10 protein-coding genes are annotated in these 18,353 nt (G+C 69.7%); all 10 read left to right on the top strand.

Annotation, left to right across the window (positions count from 1 at the left end):
• The first annotated feature begins 6 nt into the window (after positions 1–6).
• Positions 7–741: a cell division protein ZipA gene (gene zipA / locus LRX76_RS00165; protein ID WP_231800449.1), complete on the top strand. Its 735-nt coding sequence runs from the start codon at positions 7–9 to the stop codon at positions 739–741.
• A gap of 125 nt (positions 742–866) precedes the next feature.
• Positions 867–3,404 carry an NAD-dependent DNA ligase LigA gene (ligA, locus tag LRX76_RS00170; RefSeq protein ID WP_231800451.1) on the top strand — a complete coding sequence of 846 codons (2,538 nt, stop codon included), beginning with the start codon at positions 867–869 and terminating at the stop codon, positions 3,402–3,404.
• On the top strand, positions 3,401–3,889 hold the full coding sequence (locus tag LRX76_RS00175; RefSeq protein WP_231800453.1) for a GNAT family N-acetyltransferase: 489 nt from the start codon (positions 3,401–3,403) through the stop codon (positions 3,887–3,889). Before ligA ends, LRX76_RS00175 begins: the two co-directional genes overlap by 4 nt.
• Positions 3,886–4,830, top strand: coding sequence for an EF-P lysine aminoacylase EpmA (epmA, locus tag LRX76_RS00180; RefSeq protein ID WP_231800454.1), 945 nt, complete (start codon positions 3,886–3,888; stop codon positions 4,828–4,830). The genes LRX76_RS00175 and epmA overlap by 4 nt, the downstream gene beginning before the upstream one ends.
• Positions 4,831–4,930: 100 nt before the next feature.
• Entirely contained in the window at positions 4,931–5,632 is a 702-nt protein-coding gene (locus tag LRX76_RS00185) for a DUF3011 domain-containing protein (protein ID WP_231800455.1), read from the top strand.
• 28 nt (positions 5,633–5,660) lie between these two features.
• Entirely contained in the window at positions 5,661–6,722 is a 1,062-nt protein-coding gene (gene mtnA / locus LRX76_RS00190; RefSeq protein ID WP_231800461.1) for an S-methyl-5-thioribose-1-phosphate isomerase, read from the top strand.
• A gap of 373 nt (positions 6,723–7,095) precedes the next feature.
• Positions 7,096–9,804, top strand: a complete 2,709-nt coding sequence (gyrA, locus tag LRX76_RS00195) for a DNA gyrase subunit A (protein WP_231800463.1) — start codon at positions 7,096–7,098, stop codon at positions 9,802–9,804.
• A 338-nt stretch (positions 9,805–10,142) separates the two neighbouring features.
• Positions 10,143–12,596 carry a membrane-bound PQQ-dependent dehydrogenase, glucose/quinate/shikimate family gene (locus LRX76_RS00200; RefSeq protein WP_231800465.1) on the top strand — a complete coding sequence of 818 codons (2,454 nt, stop codon included), beginning with the start codon at positions 10,143–10,145 and terminating at the stop codon, positions 12,594–12,596.
• A gap of 808 nt (positions 12,597–13,404) precedes the next feature.
• On the top strand, positions 13,405–15,618 hold the full coding sequence (locus LRX76_RS00205; protein ID WP_231800466.1) for a TonB-dependent receptor: 2,214 nt from the start codon (positions 13,405–13,407) through the stop codon (positions 15,616–15,618).
• A gap of 47 nt (positions 15,619–15,665) precedes the next feature.
• Positions 15,666–18,296, top strand: coding sequence for a M14 metallopeptidase family protein (locus LRX76_RS00210; RefSeq protein ID WP_231800467.1), 2,631 nt, complete (start codon positions 15,666–15,668; stop codon positions 18,294–18,296).
• Positions 18,297–18,353 lie beyond the last annotated feature (57 nt).

Genomic DNA, 18,353 nt, shown 5'->3' on the forward strand with positions numbered 1-18,353 from the left:
CCGTTGATGTCCGACATGGCCCTGCTTCGCATCGGCATCCTGGCTGCCGGCCTGCTGCTGATCGCGGCGATCCTGCTGTTCGGGCGCCCGCGCAAGCCCAAGCAGGGACGGCGCGTCGACGGCCCGGAGGCGACGGGCAAGCAGCGTCGCGAACCGGTGCTGGGCGACGATGCCGACGTGGCGGCGGCAGCCGATGGCGAGGCCGGCGACGACGCGGTCGTGCAATCCGAGCTGGGGCTGGAACCCGCGCCGGCGCCGGGCGCCGACCTGGGCAAGCGTCCCAGCCAGGATTTCGACAAGATCATCTCCCTGTACGTGGCCGCGCGTGCCGAGCAGGTGTTGCGCGGCGAGGACATCGTGGTCGCCGCCGAGAAGACCGGGCTGACCTTCGGCCACATGAACGTCTTCCATCGCCTGGTGGAGGGGCATCCGGAGCGCGGGCCGATCTTCAGCATGGCCAGCATCCTCAAGCCGGGCAGCTTCGACATGGCCAACATCCGCGACATGGAGACGCCGGCCATCGCCTTCTTCCTGACCCTGCCGGCGCCGATGACCGCGCTCGACGCGTGGGAGAAGATGCTGCCGACGGTGCAGCGCATGGGCGAGCTGCTCGACGGCGTGGTGCTGGACGACAGCCGCAACGCCCTCGGCCGCCAGCGCATCGCCCATATCCGCGACGAGCTGCGCGCCTACGACCGCCAGCACGAGGCGCCGCCGCTGACCAAGCCGCCGCGCTGGTAGAGCTGGGATTCGGGTTAGAGCTGGGATTCGGGATCGGGGATTCGCAGGAGCGGCAGGTCGCCTTCCGAAGCAGCTTCCCGCTTTCACGAATCCCCAATCCCCGATCCCGAATCCCGGTTTCCCGCATGACCGCAAGCCAATCACCCGCCGAACGCGCCGCCGAGCTGCGCCGCCGCATCGACGACGCCAACTACCGCTACCACGTGCTCGACGAGCCCGACATCCCCGATGTCGACTACGACCGCATGCTGCGCGAGCTGCAGGAGCTGGAGACCGCGCACCCCGATCTGGCCACGCCCGATTCGCCCACCCAGCGCGTCGGCGCGATGCCCTCGTCGAAGTTCGCCGAGGTGGTGCACAAGGTGCCGATGCTGTCGCTGGGCAACGCCTTCAGCGACGAGGAGGTGCACGAGTTCGTGCGTCGCATCGGCGAGCGGCTGGAGCGCAAGGCGCCGGTGTTCTCGGCCGAGCCGAAGATGGACGGGCTGGCGATCAGCCTGCGCTACGAGGACGGCGTGCTGGTGCAGGGCGCCACCCGCGGCGACGGCAGCACCGGCGAGGACGTGACCGCCAACCTGCGCACGGTCAAGGCGATTCCGCTGCGGCTGCGGGGGGCGGGAATCGGGAAAGGCGGCAACCGCACTGCTTCTGCGATTCCCGATTCCCCATTCCCGATTCCCAAGGTCCTGGAGGTGCGCGGCGAGGTCTACATGCCGCGCGCCGGCTTCGAGAAATACAACGAGCAGGCGCGCCTTCACGGCGGCAAGGTGCTGGCCAACCCGCGCAACGGCGCGGCCGGCTCGCTGCGCCAGCTCGATCCGCGCATCACCGCGCAGCGGCCGCTGGCGTTCTATGCCTACGGCCTGGGCGAGGTGCGTGGCGGCGAGCTGCCCGATACCCATTCGGCGATCCTGGCGCAGCTCAAGGCCTGGGGCCTGCCGGTCAGCGACCTGGTGCAGAAGGTGACCGGCGCCGACGGCCTGCTGGACTACTACCGGCGCATCGGCGCGCGCCGCGACAGCCTGCCGTTCGACATCGACGGGGTGGTCTACAAGCTCGACGACCTCGCCGGCCAGCGCGAGATGGGCTTCGTCGCGCGCGCGCCGCGCTGGGCCATCGCCCACAAGTTCCCGGCGCAGGAACAGACCACCACGGTGGAGGCGATCGGGATCCAGATCGGCCGCACCGGCGCCGCCACCCCGGTGGCGCGGCTGGCACCGGTGCACGTGGCCGGGGTGATGGTGACCAACGCCACCTTGCACAACGCCGACCAGATCGCCCGGCTCGACGTGCGCGTGGGCGATACGGTGATCGTGCGCCGTGCCGGCGACGTCATCCCCGAGGTGGTCAGCGTGGTGCTGGAGCGGCGCCCGCCCGGCACCGAGCCGTGGCAGATGCCGGCCCGCTGCCCGGTCTGTGGCGCGGAGATCGTGCGCGAGGAGGGCGAGGCAGCCTGGCGCTGCTCGGGCGAGTTGAGCTGCCCGGCGCAGCGCAAGGAGGCGCTGTTCCACTTCGCCTCGCGGCGGGCGATGGATATCGACGGGCTGGGCGAGAAGTTCATCGAGGCGCTGGTGGATGGCGGCATGGTCCACAGTGTGGCCGACCTGTACCGGCTCGGCCTGGACCAGCTGCTGTGGCTGCGCATGGTGCTCAATGCCGGCACCCGCGCGGACCTGCTGGCGGAAGCGCACGATCACCTGCCGGCCGACGCCTACGCCGCACTGCTGCGGCGCGTGGACGTGTTGCCGGCCGGTCCGGCCGAAGACATGGCCTGGCGCGTGGCCTTGCTGCGCGAGGGCGTGCCGCCGTTCGCGTGGAACCCGAAGAAGATCGCCACCAAGTGGGCCGAGAACCTGGTCGAGGCGATCGAGCGCTCGCGCGACACCACGCTGGAGCGCTTCCTGTATGCGCTCGGCATCGAGCAGGTGGGCGAGAGCACCGCCAAGGCGCTGGCGGCCTGGTTCGGCGACCTGGAGCTGATCCGGCACATGCCGTGGCCGCTGTTCAAGCGGGTGCCGGACATCGGCGGCGAGGTGGCGCGCGCGATCGGCCACTTCTTCGACCAGCCCGGCAACCAGCGGGCCGTCGACGAGCTGCTCGGCCGCGGCGGCGTGCGCATCGGCGATACCCACGCGCCTTCGGCACGGCTGCGCGGCGAGCTCGGCCTGGCGGCGCTGCTGGCCGACCTGGAGATCCCCAAGGTCACCCGCATCCGCGCCGATCAGCTGGCGGCGGCCTTCCCGTCGGCGCAGGCGATCGCCGGCGAACAACCCGATCGCTTCGTCGCCGCCGGCCTGCCGGAGGAAGCGGCGCGCTCGCTGGCGGCATGGCTGGAGGACGACGACCATCGCGGCCTGCTGGTGCGCGCCGGCGAGGCGCTGCAGACGCTGCTGCAGCGCCTGCCCGAGGCCGATGCAGCGGCCAGCGGGCCGCTGGAGGGCCAGACGGTGGTGCTGACCGGCACGCTGTCGTCGCTGACCCGCGAGCAGGCCGGCGAGCGGCTGCAGGCGCTCGGGGCGAAGGTCGCCGGCAGCGTGTCGAAGAAGACCGCGTTCGTGGTCGCCGGCGAGGCCGCCGGCTCCAAGCTGGAGAAGGCACTGGCGCTGGGCGTGGAGGTCTGGGACGAGGCGCGCTTGCTGCAGTACCTGGAGTCGCATCGATGAACCACGCCGAGGACCCGGTGACGGACCTGCGCTCCAGGCCGGCGCAGGCGGACGACCTGCCGCTGCTGCTGCGGCTCATGCGCCAGTTCTACGCCGAGGACCGTATCGCCTTCGACGAGGCGCGCGTGGCCCGCGGCCTGCGGCAGTTGCTGGCCGATCCCGCCTGCGGCCAGGCGCTGCTGTGGCTGGACGAGCACGGGCAGGTCGTCGGCTATGCGGTGCTGACGATGAACTTCAGCCTGGAGCAGGGCGGATGGCACGTGCTGCTGGACGAGCTGTACCTGGGGCCGTCGGCGCGCGGGCGCGGCTGGGGCGGGCAGGCGCTGGCACTGGCGCGGCGCTGGGCGCAGGCGCGCGGTGCGACCCGGCTGCGGCTGGAGGTCAACCGCCACAACGCCGCCGCACGCCGGCTGTACCTGCGCGCCGGCTATGCCGACGAACAGCGCGACCTGCTCACGCTCGACCTGGGCGACGTGCCGGCATGATGGCGATGCTGCACCTGCGCGCACGCCTGTACGCCATGCTGCGCGCGTATTTCGCCGCGCAGGGCGTGCTCGAGGTGGAAACGCCGATCCTGTCGGCGGCCGGCAATACCGAGCCCAACATCGAGAGCTTCCACACCCGTTTCAGCGGCCACGCCGATGCCGGCGCGCCGCTGCGCTGGCTGCGCACCTCGCCCGAGTACCCGCTCAAGCGGCTGCTGGCGGCCGGCGTCGGCGATTGCTACGAGCTGGGCCGGGTGTTCCGCAACGGCGAGGCCGGCGGGCGCCACAATCCCGAGTTCACCATGCTCGAGTGGTACCGCGTCGGCTGGGACCACCTGCGCCTGATCGATGAGACCGTGGCGCTGGTCGGGCAGGCGCTGGCGCTGGTGGGGCGGCAGGCCAGCGTGCGCGTGCTGGGCTATCGCGAGCTGTTCCGGCTGCATGCGGGCGTGGACCCGTTCGACGCGGACGCGCAGGCGCTGCGTGCGCCGCTGGCCGGCATCGGCATCGATCCGTGCGGCCTGACCCGCGACGACTGGCTGGACCTGCTGATGACCCATCGCATCCAGCCGGCGTTCGCCGACGACGTGGTCACGGTGGTGCACGACTGGCCGGCCAGCCAGGCCGCCCTGGCCAGGGTGCGCCCGGGCGAGCCGCCGCTGGCCGAGCGCTTCGAGCTGTACCTGGGACAGTACGAGATCGCCAACGGCTACCACGAGCTGAACGATGCAGCCGAGCAGCGCCGCCGCTTCCTGAACGACCTGGCGGTGCGGCGCGCGCGCGGCCTGGAGCTTCCGCCGCTGGACGAGCCGCTGCTGCAGGCGCTGCCGGCCTTGCCCGACTGCGCCGGCGTCGCCGTGGGGATCGACCGGCTATTGATGGCGATGACCGGCCGCCACCGCATCGCCGACGTGCTCGCCTTCGATTTCGCCCGGGCGTAACGCTTCTGTAGCGCCATTTTCACTATGCTTCGTGGCAGCTTTGTGCAGACGGCTGGAAAGGCGCAGTGGGTTCCATCGAGGCGACAGGGGTGCGGATTGCATGAAGTGGGGTTCGGGCGTGTTGTGCATGATCGGCCTGCCGTTCGCGGTGCTGGCCGTCGACCGGTCGGCCGCGGCTGGCCAGGACTACGGCGCCGCCGTGGTGCGGTGCGAGTCCCGCGACGGCGGCATGACCCGCTGCCGGATGGACACGCGCAACGGCGTGGAGATGGCGCGCCAGCTTTCGGACAGCGTCTGCATCCGCAACAGCCAGTGGGGCCTGTACGGCGAAGGCGTCTGGGTCACGCAGGGCTGCCGGGCCGAGTTCGTCGCCCGCAGGCCGGCCACGGCGCTGGGCGATTCGCGCCGGGTGCTGCGCTGCGAATCCGATGGCCGCCAGCAGAGCTGCCCGGTGAACCTGCGCGGAGCGCCGGTGCGGCTGCTGCGACAGCTGTCGGCGCTGCCGTGCCGCGAAGGCCGCAGCTGGGGCGTGCGGCGCAACGAGATCTGGGTCTCGCGCGGCTGCGACGGCGAGTTCGAGATCGGTGCCGGCGATGGCTCGGGTTTCATCGATGCGCCGCGGATCCTGGTATGCGAATCCAAGAGCCGCCAGCGCCGCAGCTGCGGCGCCTCGATCGAGCATTCGGCGGCGATGACCCGGCAGCTGTCGGGCAGTCCCTGCGAGGAAGGCCGCAGCTGGGGCTGGAACCGCAACGGCGTCTGGGTGGACAAGGGCTGCCGCGCGGAATTCAGCGTGCGGTGAGCCGCCGCACGGCCGCTACAATGCCGCGATGAACGAAACTCACGCTATCGACTACGCCCGTTACGACCGTATCCGCCCGATCCTGTGGACCGGCCAGGCCCTCGAATTGCTGGACCAGCGCAAGCTGCCGTTCGTGGTCGAGCACGTGCAGTGCCACAGCAGCGACGAGGTGGCGCAGGCGATCCACGCGCTGGCCGTGCGCGGTGCGCCGGCGATCGGCATCGCGGCCGCCTGGGGCGTGGTGCTGGCCGCCCGCGGCATCGAGGCCGGCGACGGCGCTCAGGCCCTGCAGCAACTGGAGCCGGCGCTGCAGCGGCTCAACGCCGCGCGCCCGACCGCGGTCAACCTGGCCTGGGCGCTGGCGCGCATGCGCAGGGTACTGGCCGCCGCCGGCGCCGACTGGCGCGAGGTGATCGAGCGCGAGGCGCAGGCGATCGCCGAGGAGGACCTGGCCGCCAATCGCCGCATGGGCATCCTCGGCGCCGGATTGATCGGGGCGGGCAGCGGCGTGCTCACCCATTGCAACACCGGCTCGCTGGCCACCGCCGGCTTCGGTACCGCGCTGGGCGTGATCCGCGCCGGCGTGGCGCAGGGCCATGTCGCGCGCGTGTTCGCCGACGAAACGCGGCCGTGGCTGCAGGGCGCGCGGCTCACGGTGTGGGAACTGCAGCAGGACGGCATCGATGCCACCCTGATCGCCGATTCGGCCGCCTCGCACCTGATGAAGACCGGTGCGGTGCAGTGGGTGATCGTCGGTGCCGACCGCATCTGCGCCAACGGCGACACCGCCAACAAGATCGGCACCTACCAGCTGGCGATCGCCGCGCGCCACCACGGCGTGAAGTTCATGGTGGTGGCGCCCGCGTCCACGGTGGACATGGACACCGCCAGCGGCGAGCAGATCGAGATCGAGCAGCGCGATCCGGGCGAGCTGTTCGGCATCGGCGGGACCCGCACGGTGGCCGAGGGCATCCAGGCCTGGAACCCGGTGTTCGACGTCACCCCGGCGGACCTGATCGACGCGCTGGTGACCGAGCGCGGCGTGATCGAGCGCCCCGACGCGGCGAAGATGCGGGCCGCGTTCGGCTGACGATCTCCGGTAGGAGCGACTTCGGTCGCGATGGGGCTTTCTCGATAAAGCCCCAACGCGACCGCAATCGCTCCTGCGGGGGGCTTTGGTGTGAGGTCTGCGGCGCGACGGCGGCCGATCGGCGGATGCGGCATGCATCCCGGCCGGGCGTGTGCGGGGCGGTGGCCGGCAAGCCGCGCGCCTGGCCTCCGCGGAGGCGGCAACCACGCTACAAGTGCTTGTTTCTGGCCGTCAAAAGCCCGCATCGACGGGGCCGCCGTGGTAGAATCGTTCGGTTCAAAAGATCGACTGGATCGGCTTGCCGCAAGGCCAGCGCGGCTCCCCGGCGGGGCCTGGCATCCAGCTCGAGACGCCAACAGACTACGGAACCCTAATGGCAGAAACCGCCAAGGAAATCATCCAGGTCAACCTGGAAGACGAGATGCGCAAGAGCTACCTCGATTACGCCATGAGCGTGATCGTGGGCCGAGCGCTCCCCGACGCCCGCGACGGTCTCAAGCCCGTGCATCGCCGCGTCCTGTTCGCGATGAACGAGCTGGGCGCGCACAGCAACAAGGCCTATTTCAAGTCGGCGCGCATCGTCGGCGACGTCATCGGCAAGTACCACCCGCACGGCGACCAGTCGGTCTACGACACGCTGGTGCGCATGGCGCAGCCGTTCTCGCTGCGCTACCTGCTGGTCGACGGCCAGGGCAACTTCGGCTCGGTCGACGGCGACTCCGCCGCGGCGATGCGCTACACCGAGTCGCGCATGTCGCGCCTGGCGCACGAGATGATGGCCGACATCGACAAGGAAACCGTCGATTTCCAGCCCAACTACGATGAGAAGGAGCAGGAGCCGACGGTCATGCCGACCCGGTTCCCGAATCTGCTGGTCAATGGTTCGGCCGGCATCGCGGTGGGCATGGCCACCAACATCCCGCCGCACAACCTGACCGAGGCGATCAACGCCTGCATCGCGCTGATCGACGATCCGTCGCTGGATGTCGATGCGCTGATGGAGTACATCCCCGGACCGGATTTCCCTACCGCCGGCATCATCAACGGCACCGCCGGCATCATCGCCGGCTACCGCACCGGTCGCGGCCGCGTGCGCATCCGCGCCAAGGCCGAGGTCGAGGTCCACGACAGCGGCCGCGAAGCGATCATCGTCACCGAGATCCCGTACCAGGTGAACAAGGCGCGGCTGATCGAGAAGATCGCCGAGCTGGTCAAGGAGAAGAAGCTCGAGGGCATCAGCGAGCTGCGCGACGAGTCCGACAAGGACGGCATGCGCATCTACATCGAGGTCAAGCGCGGGGAGTCGGCCGAGGTCGTGCTGAACAACCTGTACCAGCAGACCCAGATGGAGTCGGTGTTCGGCATCAACATGGTGGCGCTGGTCGATGGCCGCCCGCAGCTGATGAACCTCAAGCAGATGCTGGAGGCGTTCGTGCGCCACCGCCGCGAGGTGGTGACCCGCCGCACCATCTTCGAGCTGCGCAAGGCCCGCGCCCGCGCCCACATCCTGGAAGGCCTGACGGTCGCGCTCGCCAACATCGACGAGATGATCGAGCTGATCAAGACCTCGGCCAACCCGCAGGAGGCCAAGGAGCGCATGCTGGCCAAGACCTGGCAGCCGGGCCTGGTCGGCGCGCTGCTGGGCGCCGCCGGCGCCGAGGCCTCCAAGCCGGAGGACCTGCCGGCCGGCGTCGGCCTGGTCAACGGCTTCTACCAGCTCACCGACGTGCAGGCGCAGCAGATCCTGGAGATGCGCCTGCATCGCCTGACCGGCCTGGAGCAGGAGAAGCTCACCGAGGAGTACAAGCTGCTGCTGGACACCATCGCCGGGCTGATCCGCATCCTGGAGAACCCGGACGTGCTGCTGCAGGTGATCCGCGAGGAGCTGGTCAACGTCCGCGAGGAATACGGCGACGCCCGCCGCACCGAGATCCGCCAGAGCGAGGAGGACCTGGACATCCTCGACCTGATCGCGCCGGAGGACGTGGTGGTGACGCTGTCGCACGCCGGCTATGCCAAGCGCCAGCCGGTATCGGCCTATCGCGCGCAGAAGCGCGGCGGCCGCGGCCGCAGCGCGGCGGCGACCAAGGAAGAGGATTTCATCGACCAGCTGTGGCTGGTCAACACCCATGACACGCTGCTGACCTTCACCAGCAGCGGCAAGGTGTTCTGGCTGCCGGTGCACCAGTTGCCGGAGGCCGGTTCCAATGCCCGCGGCCGCCCGATCATCAACTGGATCCCGCTGGAGAACGGCGAGCGCGTGCAGGCGGTGCTGCCGGTGCGCGAGTATGCCGAGGGCCAGTACGTGTTCTTCGCCACCCGCAACGGCACGGTCAAGAAGACCCCGCTGGGCGAGTTCGCGTTCCGCCTGGCGCGCGGCAAGATCGCCATCAACCTGGACGAGGGCGATGCCCTGGTCGGGGTGGCGCTGACCGACGGCGAACGCGACGTGCTGATGTTCGCCTCCAACGGCAAGACCGTGCGCTTCGGCGAGGACAGGGTGCGCTCGATGGGCCGTACCGCCACCGGCGTGCGCGGCATCCGCCTGGCCAAGGGCGAGGAGGTGGTCAGCCTGATCGTGGCCGAGCGTGCCGGCGGCAGCGACGAGGAGGGCGAGGACGATGCCATCGAGATCGCGGCCGCCGAGGTCGAGGGCGAGGCCATCGCCGCGCCGGCCGGCAGCGAGGACGGCGAGCCGGATGCCTACATCCTGACCGCCACCGAGCACGGCTACGGCAAGCGCACGCCGCTGGCCGAGTACCCGCGCAAGGGCCGCGGCACCCAGGGCGTGATCGGTATCCAGACCAGCGAGCGCAACGGCAAGCTGGTGGCTGCGGTGCTGCTGAGCCGCCAGGACGAGGTGCTGCTGATCTCCGATGGCGGCACCCTGGTGCGCACCCGTGCCTCGGAGATCTCGCGGGTCAGCCGCAACACCCAGGGCGTCACCCTGATCAAGCTGGGCAAGGGCGAGAAGCTGCAGGCGGTGGAACGCCTGGATGCCTCGATCGAGGAGGGCGAGGAACCGACGGACGACATCGCCGCGACCCCGGCCGATCATGTGCCGCCTCCCGCCGAGGCCTGATCGTCTTCGATCCGAACGTTGCAAGAAAAACGCCGGCTTCAGCCGGCGTTTTTCTTGGTGTTGCCGGCATGCAGGGGAAAATCCCGGTTCCGGGCAGGGCCGGCGAGCGCACTCTCGATGGCCGCTGGCCCCGGTGCACTTGGCCTGCAGGGCTATCCGGAGTCCGGTCTACACCGCGGCGGCGATGCCGGTTCGCGCGTGCCGGATCTCGAGTTTCACGTTCCTGGCGGCTTCCTCGATGTGTCACGGTTTGTCGGCAAAGAACGCGTGATGTTCACGGCGGCGCTGAGATCGTCGCCCGCGTTGCCGCCACCTGGCGACGAAAGAGGAATGCAACGATGGCCATATCCGCTCGTCCTTATCCGCGCGTGTATTGGGCGCTGCGTGTCCTTGGAAGCGTGATCGCGCTGCTGGGCGTGGTGCTGCTGGCCGGCGGTGGCTGGCTCGCGGCCCTCGGTGGTTCCTGGTACTACCTGCTGGCCGGCGTGGGCCTGGCGATATCGGGCGTGCTGCTGTTCCGCGGCCGCAATGCCGGCGCCGGCTGGTTCGCGCTGGTGTTCGTGGGCACGCTGCTGTGGACCTGGTGGGAATCGGGCGGCGATTACTGGCGCTGGGTGCCGCGCCTGGGGCTGATCGTGGTGCTGGGGTTCGTGCTGGCGCTGCTGCTGCCCAGGCTGGAACGCCCGCTCTCGCGCTCAGTGTCGCGCACGCTGGCCGGCGCGCTGGCGATCGTGTTCGTCGCGGCGTTCGTATTGGCATTCGTGCCGCACGGCGTCACCGCGGCGGAAGGGGCGTTCCCGGCCGCCGTCACGGCGGCGGCCGGCGCGGCGCCATCCTCGCTGTCGCCGGCCGATCGTCCCGCCGATGCCGACTGGGCCGCGTACGGCCGCAACAACGCCGGCGAACGCTACTCGCCATTGCGGCAGATCGACCGCGACAACGTCGCGCAGCTGCAGGAGGCATGGGAGTTCCGTACCGGCGATACGCCCTCCAAGCGCTGGGGCGCGGAGACCACGCCGATCAAGATCGGCGACAACCTGTACCTGTGCAGTGCGCGCAACCAGATGATCTCGCTGGACGCGCGCACCGGCAAGGAGCGCTGGCGCTACGACCCCAAGGTCGCCGACGACGCCATCCCGTATACCGCCGCCTGCCGCGGCGTGTCGTACTACGAGGTCCCGGCGGCTGCGCCCGGCGCCGGCACGGAAGGCGCCGCAGGCGTGGCCGCCGATGCCTCCGCCTGCCGTGCGCGGGTGATCGAAGGCACGCTCGACGGCCGCCTGATCGCGGTCGATGCCGCCACCGGCAAGCCGTGCGCCGATTTCGGCAACGACGGCCAGGTCGACATCACCGTCGGCATGGGCGAGACGCCGCCGGGCTACGTGTCGATCAACTCGCCGCCGACCATCGTGCGCGGCGTGATCGTCACCGGCCACCAGGTGCTCGACGGGCAGATGCGCTACGAGCCGTCCGGGGTGATCCAGGGCTTCGACGCGGTGACCGGCCAGCTGCGCTGGGCCTGGGACATGACCCATCCGGACTGGAACGGCGCGCCGCCGCCGGGCCAGAGCTGGACCCGCGGCACGCCCAACATGTGGACCGTGGCGGCCGGGGACGAGCAGCTCGGCTACGTCTACCTGCCGATGGGCAACTCGTCGGCCGACTACTGGAGCAGCTCGCGCACCGCGCCGGAAAACCACTACGCGACCTCGCTGGTCGCGCTGGACGTGACCACCGGCAAGCCGGTGTGGAACTTCCAGACCACGCATATCGACGTGTGGGACTACGACCTCGGCTCGCAGCCGACGCTGGTGGATTTCCCGCAGGACGGCGGCAGCGTGCCGGCGGTGATCCTGCCGAGCAAGCAGGGCGAGATCTACGTGCTCGACCGCCGCAGCGGCAAGCCGCTGGTCGGCGTCGAGGAGCGCCCGGTTCCCGGCGGCGGCATGGAGCCGCACACGCGTTCCAGGACGCAGCCGTTCTCGCTGTACCACACCCTGCGCAAGCCCGACCTGAGCGAGCGCGACATGTGGGGCATCACCCTGATCGACCAGCTGGTATGCCGCATCCAGTTCCGCAAGGCCAGCTACCAGGGCATCTACACGCCGCCGGAGGCCGGCCGCCATTCGATCGAGTACCCCGGCTACAACGGCGGCTCGGATTGGGGCGGTGTCGCGGTGGACCCGCAGCGCGGCGTGATCGTGGCCAACTACAACGACATGCCCAACTACAACCTGCTGGTGCCGCGCGCCAAGGCCGACGCGATGGGGTGGGCGCCGCGCGACGACGTGCGCGGCGACATGGGCGGTGCCGAGGGCGCGGGCGACCCGCAGGTGGGCACGCCGTACGCCATCAACGTCAATGCCGGCTGGCGCCTGCCGTTCACCCAGCTGCTGTGCAAGCAGCCGCCCTACGGCGGCATCCGCGCGATCGAGCTGAAGACCGGCCGCACGTTGTGGGACCGCCCGTTCGGCAGCGCCCGCGGCAATGGTCCGTTCGGCATCCGCTCGGGCCTGCCGATCGAGATCGGCACACCGAATAACGGCGGCTCGGTGGTGACGGCCGGTGGCCTGATCTTCATCGCCGCGGCCACCGACGACCTGATCCGCGCGATCGACCTGGAGACCGGCAAGACGCTGTGGCACGCCAGGCTTCCGGCCGGCGGCCAGGCCAGCCCGATGGTGTACGAGGTCGGCGGGCGGCAGTACCTGGTCATCATGGCGGGCGGGCACCATTTCATGGAGACACCGGCGGGCGACTACGTGATCGCCTACGCCTTGCCGCAGAGGTGACGGGAGGGGACGGCGAGGGCATTCCATGCAATCGTCGTCCCCGCGCAGGCCCCTCTCTTGATCACAACTCGGCAACAGGCTGTTTCCTTCTCCCGCGTGCGGGGGAAGGTGCCCGAAGGGCGGATGGGGGGCCGCCTGGAGCATGGGAAAGCGATCGCAAAAGCTGGCCGATCCGGCGCTACGCGCCACCTTCTCCCGTAAGCGGGAAACAGGAAATCCGGGGATCCCGATATGGGATCAATAGATGGGCCTGCGCCGGGACGACGAGTTCGATTTTCCCGGCCGGGGACTGCGCTACTTCCGTCGCCAGCGGATGGCTCCGGCATTCTGCCCGGCCCGGTGTTGCACTGAGTAGGGCGCCTGTCTGCGCATTCGCCGCACTTGCACGCGACGCGGATGCACGTGCGTGGACTTTTTTGCAGTGCTCGTACTGGCCCGGATGCACTGGGGTGGTGCGATCGCGTGCAACTGCCGAGGCCGGCGCGAGTCCCGGACCACTGTTTTCCCAATGCCGGAAATTCGTTGCAAATGGCATCGTCGGCTGCCGGGTGCGATGCACCAGGGAGGGGCCTCACTATGGTGCGGGATGCCAGCTTGCGCGCCGCGATCAGTATGTATATGCATACTCGCCTGGACCGCAATCCAGGCACCACAGGCGCGGCGTGAAATCCAAGGAGGGCGACGGCCAGCGCTGTATCCCCACTCCCAGCCAGGAACCTCCGCCATGAAAGCCCCGCTCTTGCCCGGTCGTCGTCCTTCCTGTTATCCCAAGCCCCGCAAGCTCCACCTGTGCATACTCGCCGCAGGGATGGCGGCCCCCGCATCTCCGCTGCTCGCCCAGCAGGCCGGGGCGGACGGCTCGGCGCCGGTGATGCTCGACAGCGTCAAGGTCACCGCCTCGAAGCGCACCACGCTGGTCGAGAAGACGCCGATGGCGATCAGCGCCATCACCGCCGAACAGCTCGACGAGCTGGGCGCGGTGGACATCAAGGACTACGCCGCCCAGGTGCCGGGCCTGCGCATCCAGTACAACGGCCCCGGCGCCAACCGCATCAGCCTGCGCGGGGTCAATTCCTCAGGCGAGGCCACGGTGGGTGTGTACTACGACGAGACGCCGGTGGCGGGCTCGACCGGCGTCAGCAGCGATGCCGGCGGGCGCTCGCCGGACCTGGAACTGTTCGACGTGGACCGCATCGAAGTGCTGCGCGGGCCGCAGGGCACGCTGTACGGCGCCAGCTCGATGGGCGGCGCGATCCGCATCCTCTACCAGAAGCCGACGCAGGAGCTGGAGGGCAGGGTCGAGGCCGGCTACGAGGGCACCCGCGGCGGCGATCCTTCCGGCAGCCAGAACCTGATGCTCAACGTGCCGCTGGCCAAGGACGTGCTGGCCGCGCGCCTGACCGCCTACAACCGCGAGACCGGCGGCTACGTCGACAACACCTTCCTCGGCATCGACGACATCAACTCGGCCCATGCCAAGGGCGCCCGGCTGCAGCTGCGCTACACGCCCACCGAGGACGTGACGGTCGACTTCAGCCAGTCCAAGGGCAGCACCGATGCGTTCTCGTCCACCTGGCACCCCAGCCAGGGCGACTACAAGCAGCTTTCGCAGGTGAAGCTGCCCTACGACGACGACACCCAGATGGATTCGCTGACGCTGGACTGGGACCTGGGCTGGGCCTCGCTGACCGCCAACACCTCCTACCAGCGCCGCGCCTCGACCTACATCAGCGACGACAGCTACTACATCCAGACCTACCTGACGCCGACGGCCTGCGCCAACGACCTGGGGGCGGCCTGCGACGCCGGGCAGCTGCAGTCCTGGTACGACCAGGTCAACAGCCTGGTGCCGGCGGCGCTGATCCACGACGGCATCACCCGCGACCGCACCGCCGAGGTGCGGCTGACCTCGGCCGACAGCGACTTCATCGACTGGACCGTGGGCGTGTTCAGCCAGAACCGCGACAACTACGTCGCCAGCCAGGACGCGCCCGCCGATGCCGCCAGCGGCGAGATCATCACCCCGTGGGAGCTGTTCTACCGCCGCCAGATCTGGGACAAGCTCAAGCAGAAGGCGGTGTTCGGCGAGGCCACCTGGCATGCCACCGACAGGCTCAACCTCACCGCCGGCCTGCGCTTCTACGACTACGACAAGACCGTCACCGGCATCACCGACATCCCCTGGGACATGATCGGTGCCACCTACAAGCCGCTGACCAGCGTCGATGCCAGCGAGAGGGGCTGGCTGCGCAAGTTCACCGTCGACTACAGCGTCAGCGACAGCGTGATGCTCTACGCCACCGCCGCCGACGGCTTCCGCCCGGGCGGCGCCAACCAGGTCATCGGCCTGGACGAGGCGCTGACCGCCTACCGTTCCGACAAGCTGTGGAACTACGAGATCGGCGCCAAGAGTGCGTGGCTGGACCGCAGCCTGCTGGTCAACGTCGCGCTGTACCAGATCGACTGGGACGACATGCAGGTGAGCGGCCGCACCTTGAACGGCGCTTTCTCGTTCCTGTCCAACGCCGGTGCGGCGCGCATGCGCGGCGCGGAACTGGAGGCGATCTGGCGGCCGCTGGCCGGGCTGGACCTGTCGGCCAACTTCAACTACGTCGACGCCAAGCTCACCGAGGACCAGGTCAGCGACGTGATCAACGGCGCAGGCCGTGCCGGCGACCGCGTGCCCAACATCCCGCGCAGCAGCGGCATGCTCGCCGCGGCGTATCGCTTCCCGATCAGCGCCGGGCTGGACGGCATGGTGCGCGTGGACGGCAGCTACGTCGGCGGCAGCTACTCGCTGTTCAGCGGCACCTACAACGTGTGGAAGGATTCCTACACCACGGTGGGCCTGCGCGCCGGGGTGGAGAGCAGCGACGACCGCTGGGCCGCCTACCTGTACGTGCAGAACCTCACCGACGAGGTGGCGCTCAACCAGTACACGCTGTCCTCGACGCCGCCCTACGGATCGGCCACCAGCCTGCGCCCGCGCACCGTCGGCATGAACGTCTCCTTCAACTTCTGAGCCGGCCTGCCCGGACTTCCCAAAGGAATCCCATGTCCCTTCCGCACATGAAGACACGCCCTGCGCTGCGGCGCGGCCTGCTGGTGCTGGCACTGGCGGCCGGCTTCGCCTGCGCCGCGGCGAACGCGGCCGCGGCCGTGCCGTCGCCGCGCTCGGTGCTCGGCCACGATCCGGGCGACGACTACTACCTGGCCGACTACACCGACTCGATCAAGTACTTCCACGCGCTGGCGGCGGCCGCGCCGGAGCGGATCAGGATGTTCAGCGCCGGCAAGACCACCCAGGGCCGCACGATGGAATACGCGGTGATCTCCTCGCCGCAGAACCTGGCGCGCTTCGACCACTGGAAGGCGGTGTCGAAACGACTGGCCGATTCGCGCTCGCTCACCCCGGAGCAGGCCAGGAAACTGGCTGCCGACTCGAAGATCATCGTCCATATCGACGGCGGCATGCATGCCAGCGAGGTCGCCGACCACCAGCTGCCGCTGGCGCTGGCCTACCACCTGCTGTCGCGGCCGGACGACCCGGAGGTCGAGGCCATCCTCGACAACGTGGTGCTGGTGCTGTGGCCGACGCTGAACCCGGACGGGCAGGAGATGATCGTCAAGTGGTACCGCCAGCACGCCGATCCGGAGGCCGGTCCGGCCAAGGCGGAACTGGTCGATGGCCGCTGGAGGGTGCCCAACCGCGATCCAGCGATGCCGTGGCTGTACCAGGAGTACGTCGGCCACGACAACAACCGCGACGGCTACATGCTCAACATGATCGAGAGCCGCAGCGTGTCCGCGGCCGAGCAGGAGATCTCGCCGGCGATCTGGTACTCGCAGCACCAGGTGGCGCCGGCCCCGGCACGCATCTGGATGCCGCCGTTCGCGGACCCGATCTCCAGCAACATCAACGCGCGCGTCCGCCAGGGCACCACCCAGATCGGCATCAACATGATGTCGCGCTTCGCCCTGGAGGGTAAGCCGGGCGCCATTGCCGAGGCCCGCTTCGACAACTGGTACCCGGGGTTCATGGACTACACCCAGGTGTTCCGCCACACCATCTCCTACTTCACCGAGGTCGCGCACGACTCGGCCACGCCGCGCATCTACTCGGTGGACGAGTTCCCCAAGGCGTTCCAGGACCTGAAGGCGCTGGTGATGTACCCGGACCCGTGGAAGGGCGGGCTGTGGCGGCTCAAGGATTCGGTGGACTACATGATGACCGCCTCGCTCTCCACGCTGGAGACGGCGGTCAAGTACCGCGAGCAGATCCTGTTCAACCGCTACATGGCCGGGCGCGAGACGATCGCCCGCTTCAGCGGCGGCGACGGCCCGTACGCATGGGTGATCCCGGCCGGCCAGGCCGACGCGCCGGCTGCCGCGCTGCTGGCGCAGAAGATGCTGCTGCAGGGCATCGAGGTATCGCAGGCCAGGACGGCACTGACGCTGGGCGGGAAGCGCTATCCGGCCGGTTCCTGGGTGATCCCGATGAACCAGCCGTTCGCCGGCCTGGTGCAGGAGCTGTTCGAGCGGCAGAAATATCCCGACGCGGTGCTGATGGGCGCCGGCGGCAATGCCGCGCCGCTGCCCTACGACACCACCGGCTGGACGTTGCCGCTGCAGTTCGGCGTCGACGCGGAGGCGATCGCCGCGCCGCTGCCGGCCGGTCTTTCCGCCTCGCTGGCGCCGGTGCGCGAGGCGCTGCACGCGGGCGGCGTGAGCGGGCAGGGCGAGGCGTTCGCGCTCAGCCGCCAGGCCAACGCCAGCTTCGCCGCGGTCAACCTGGCACTGCGGCAGGGAGCCAGGCTCGGCATCGCGCAGGCGCCGGTGAAGACCGTCAACGGCGAGCAGAGCGGCGCCTTCGTGCTGACCGGCATCGCGCGCGAGGCGATGCAGGCGATCGCCGCCGAAACCGGTGCGGACGTGGTCGCCCAGGCCCCGCCGCGGGCCGAGGCGATGCGCCTGGCCCGCGTCGGCCTGTACCGGCAGTGGGGTTCCAACATGGACGAGGGTTGGACCCGCTGGCTGCTGGAGCAGTACCACTACGCGCCGACCAGCGTCTACAACCAGGATGTGCAGGCGGGCGACCTGAAGGCGAAGTTCGACGTGCTGATCCTGCCGGACATGGGCGGGCGCGGCGGCACCGCCGAGAAGTCCCTGCTGGATGGCCTGTCGACCGAGGAGCAGGCGGCGCCTTACGCCGGCGGCATCGGCGCCAGCGGCATCGAGGCACTCAAGCGTTTCGTCGCCGACGGCGGCACGCTGGTGGTGTTCAACAAGACTTCCGAGGCGGTGATCAAGCTGTTCGACCTGCCGGTGAGCAACGTGCTGGCCGGGCTGACCCCGGAGCAGTTCTTCTGCTCGGGGGCGCTGCTCAAGCTGGAGGTGCAACCGGGTCCGGCCACCGCCGGCCTGCCGGCGAACCCGACCGGCATGGTCGAGAACGGTCCGGCGTTCGCGCCGAAGGACGGCTTCAACGGCACCGTGCTGGCGCGCTATCCGGCCGGCGAGAACCCGCTGCTGTCGGGCATGCTCAAGGGGCCGGAGGCCATCCAGGGCAAGGCCGCGGCGCTGGAAGTGGAGTACGGCAAGGGCAGGGTCTACCTGTACGGTTTCCGCCCGCAATGGCGCGGGCAGTCGCAGGGCACCTACAAGTTCGTGTTCAACACGCTGTACTCGCCTGCGCAGTAGACAGGGTCGGGCGATGCATTGCGGTGAAGAAGCGGCGCCCGCGGGCGCCGCTTCTTC

The organism is Stenotrophomonas sp. MMGLT7, assembly GCF_021168555.1.
Taxonomy (GTDB): Bacteria; Pseudomonadota; Gammaproteobacteria; order Xanthomonadales; family Xanthomonadaceae; genus MMGLT7.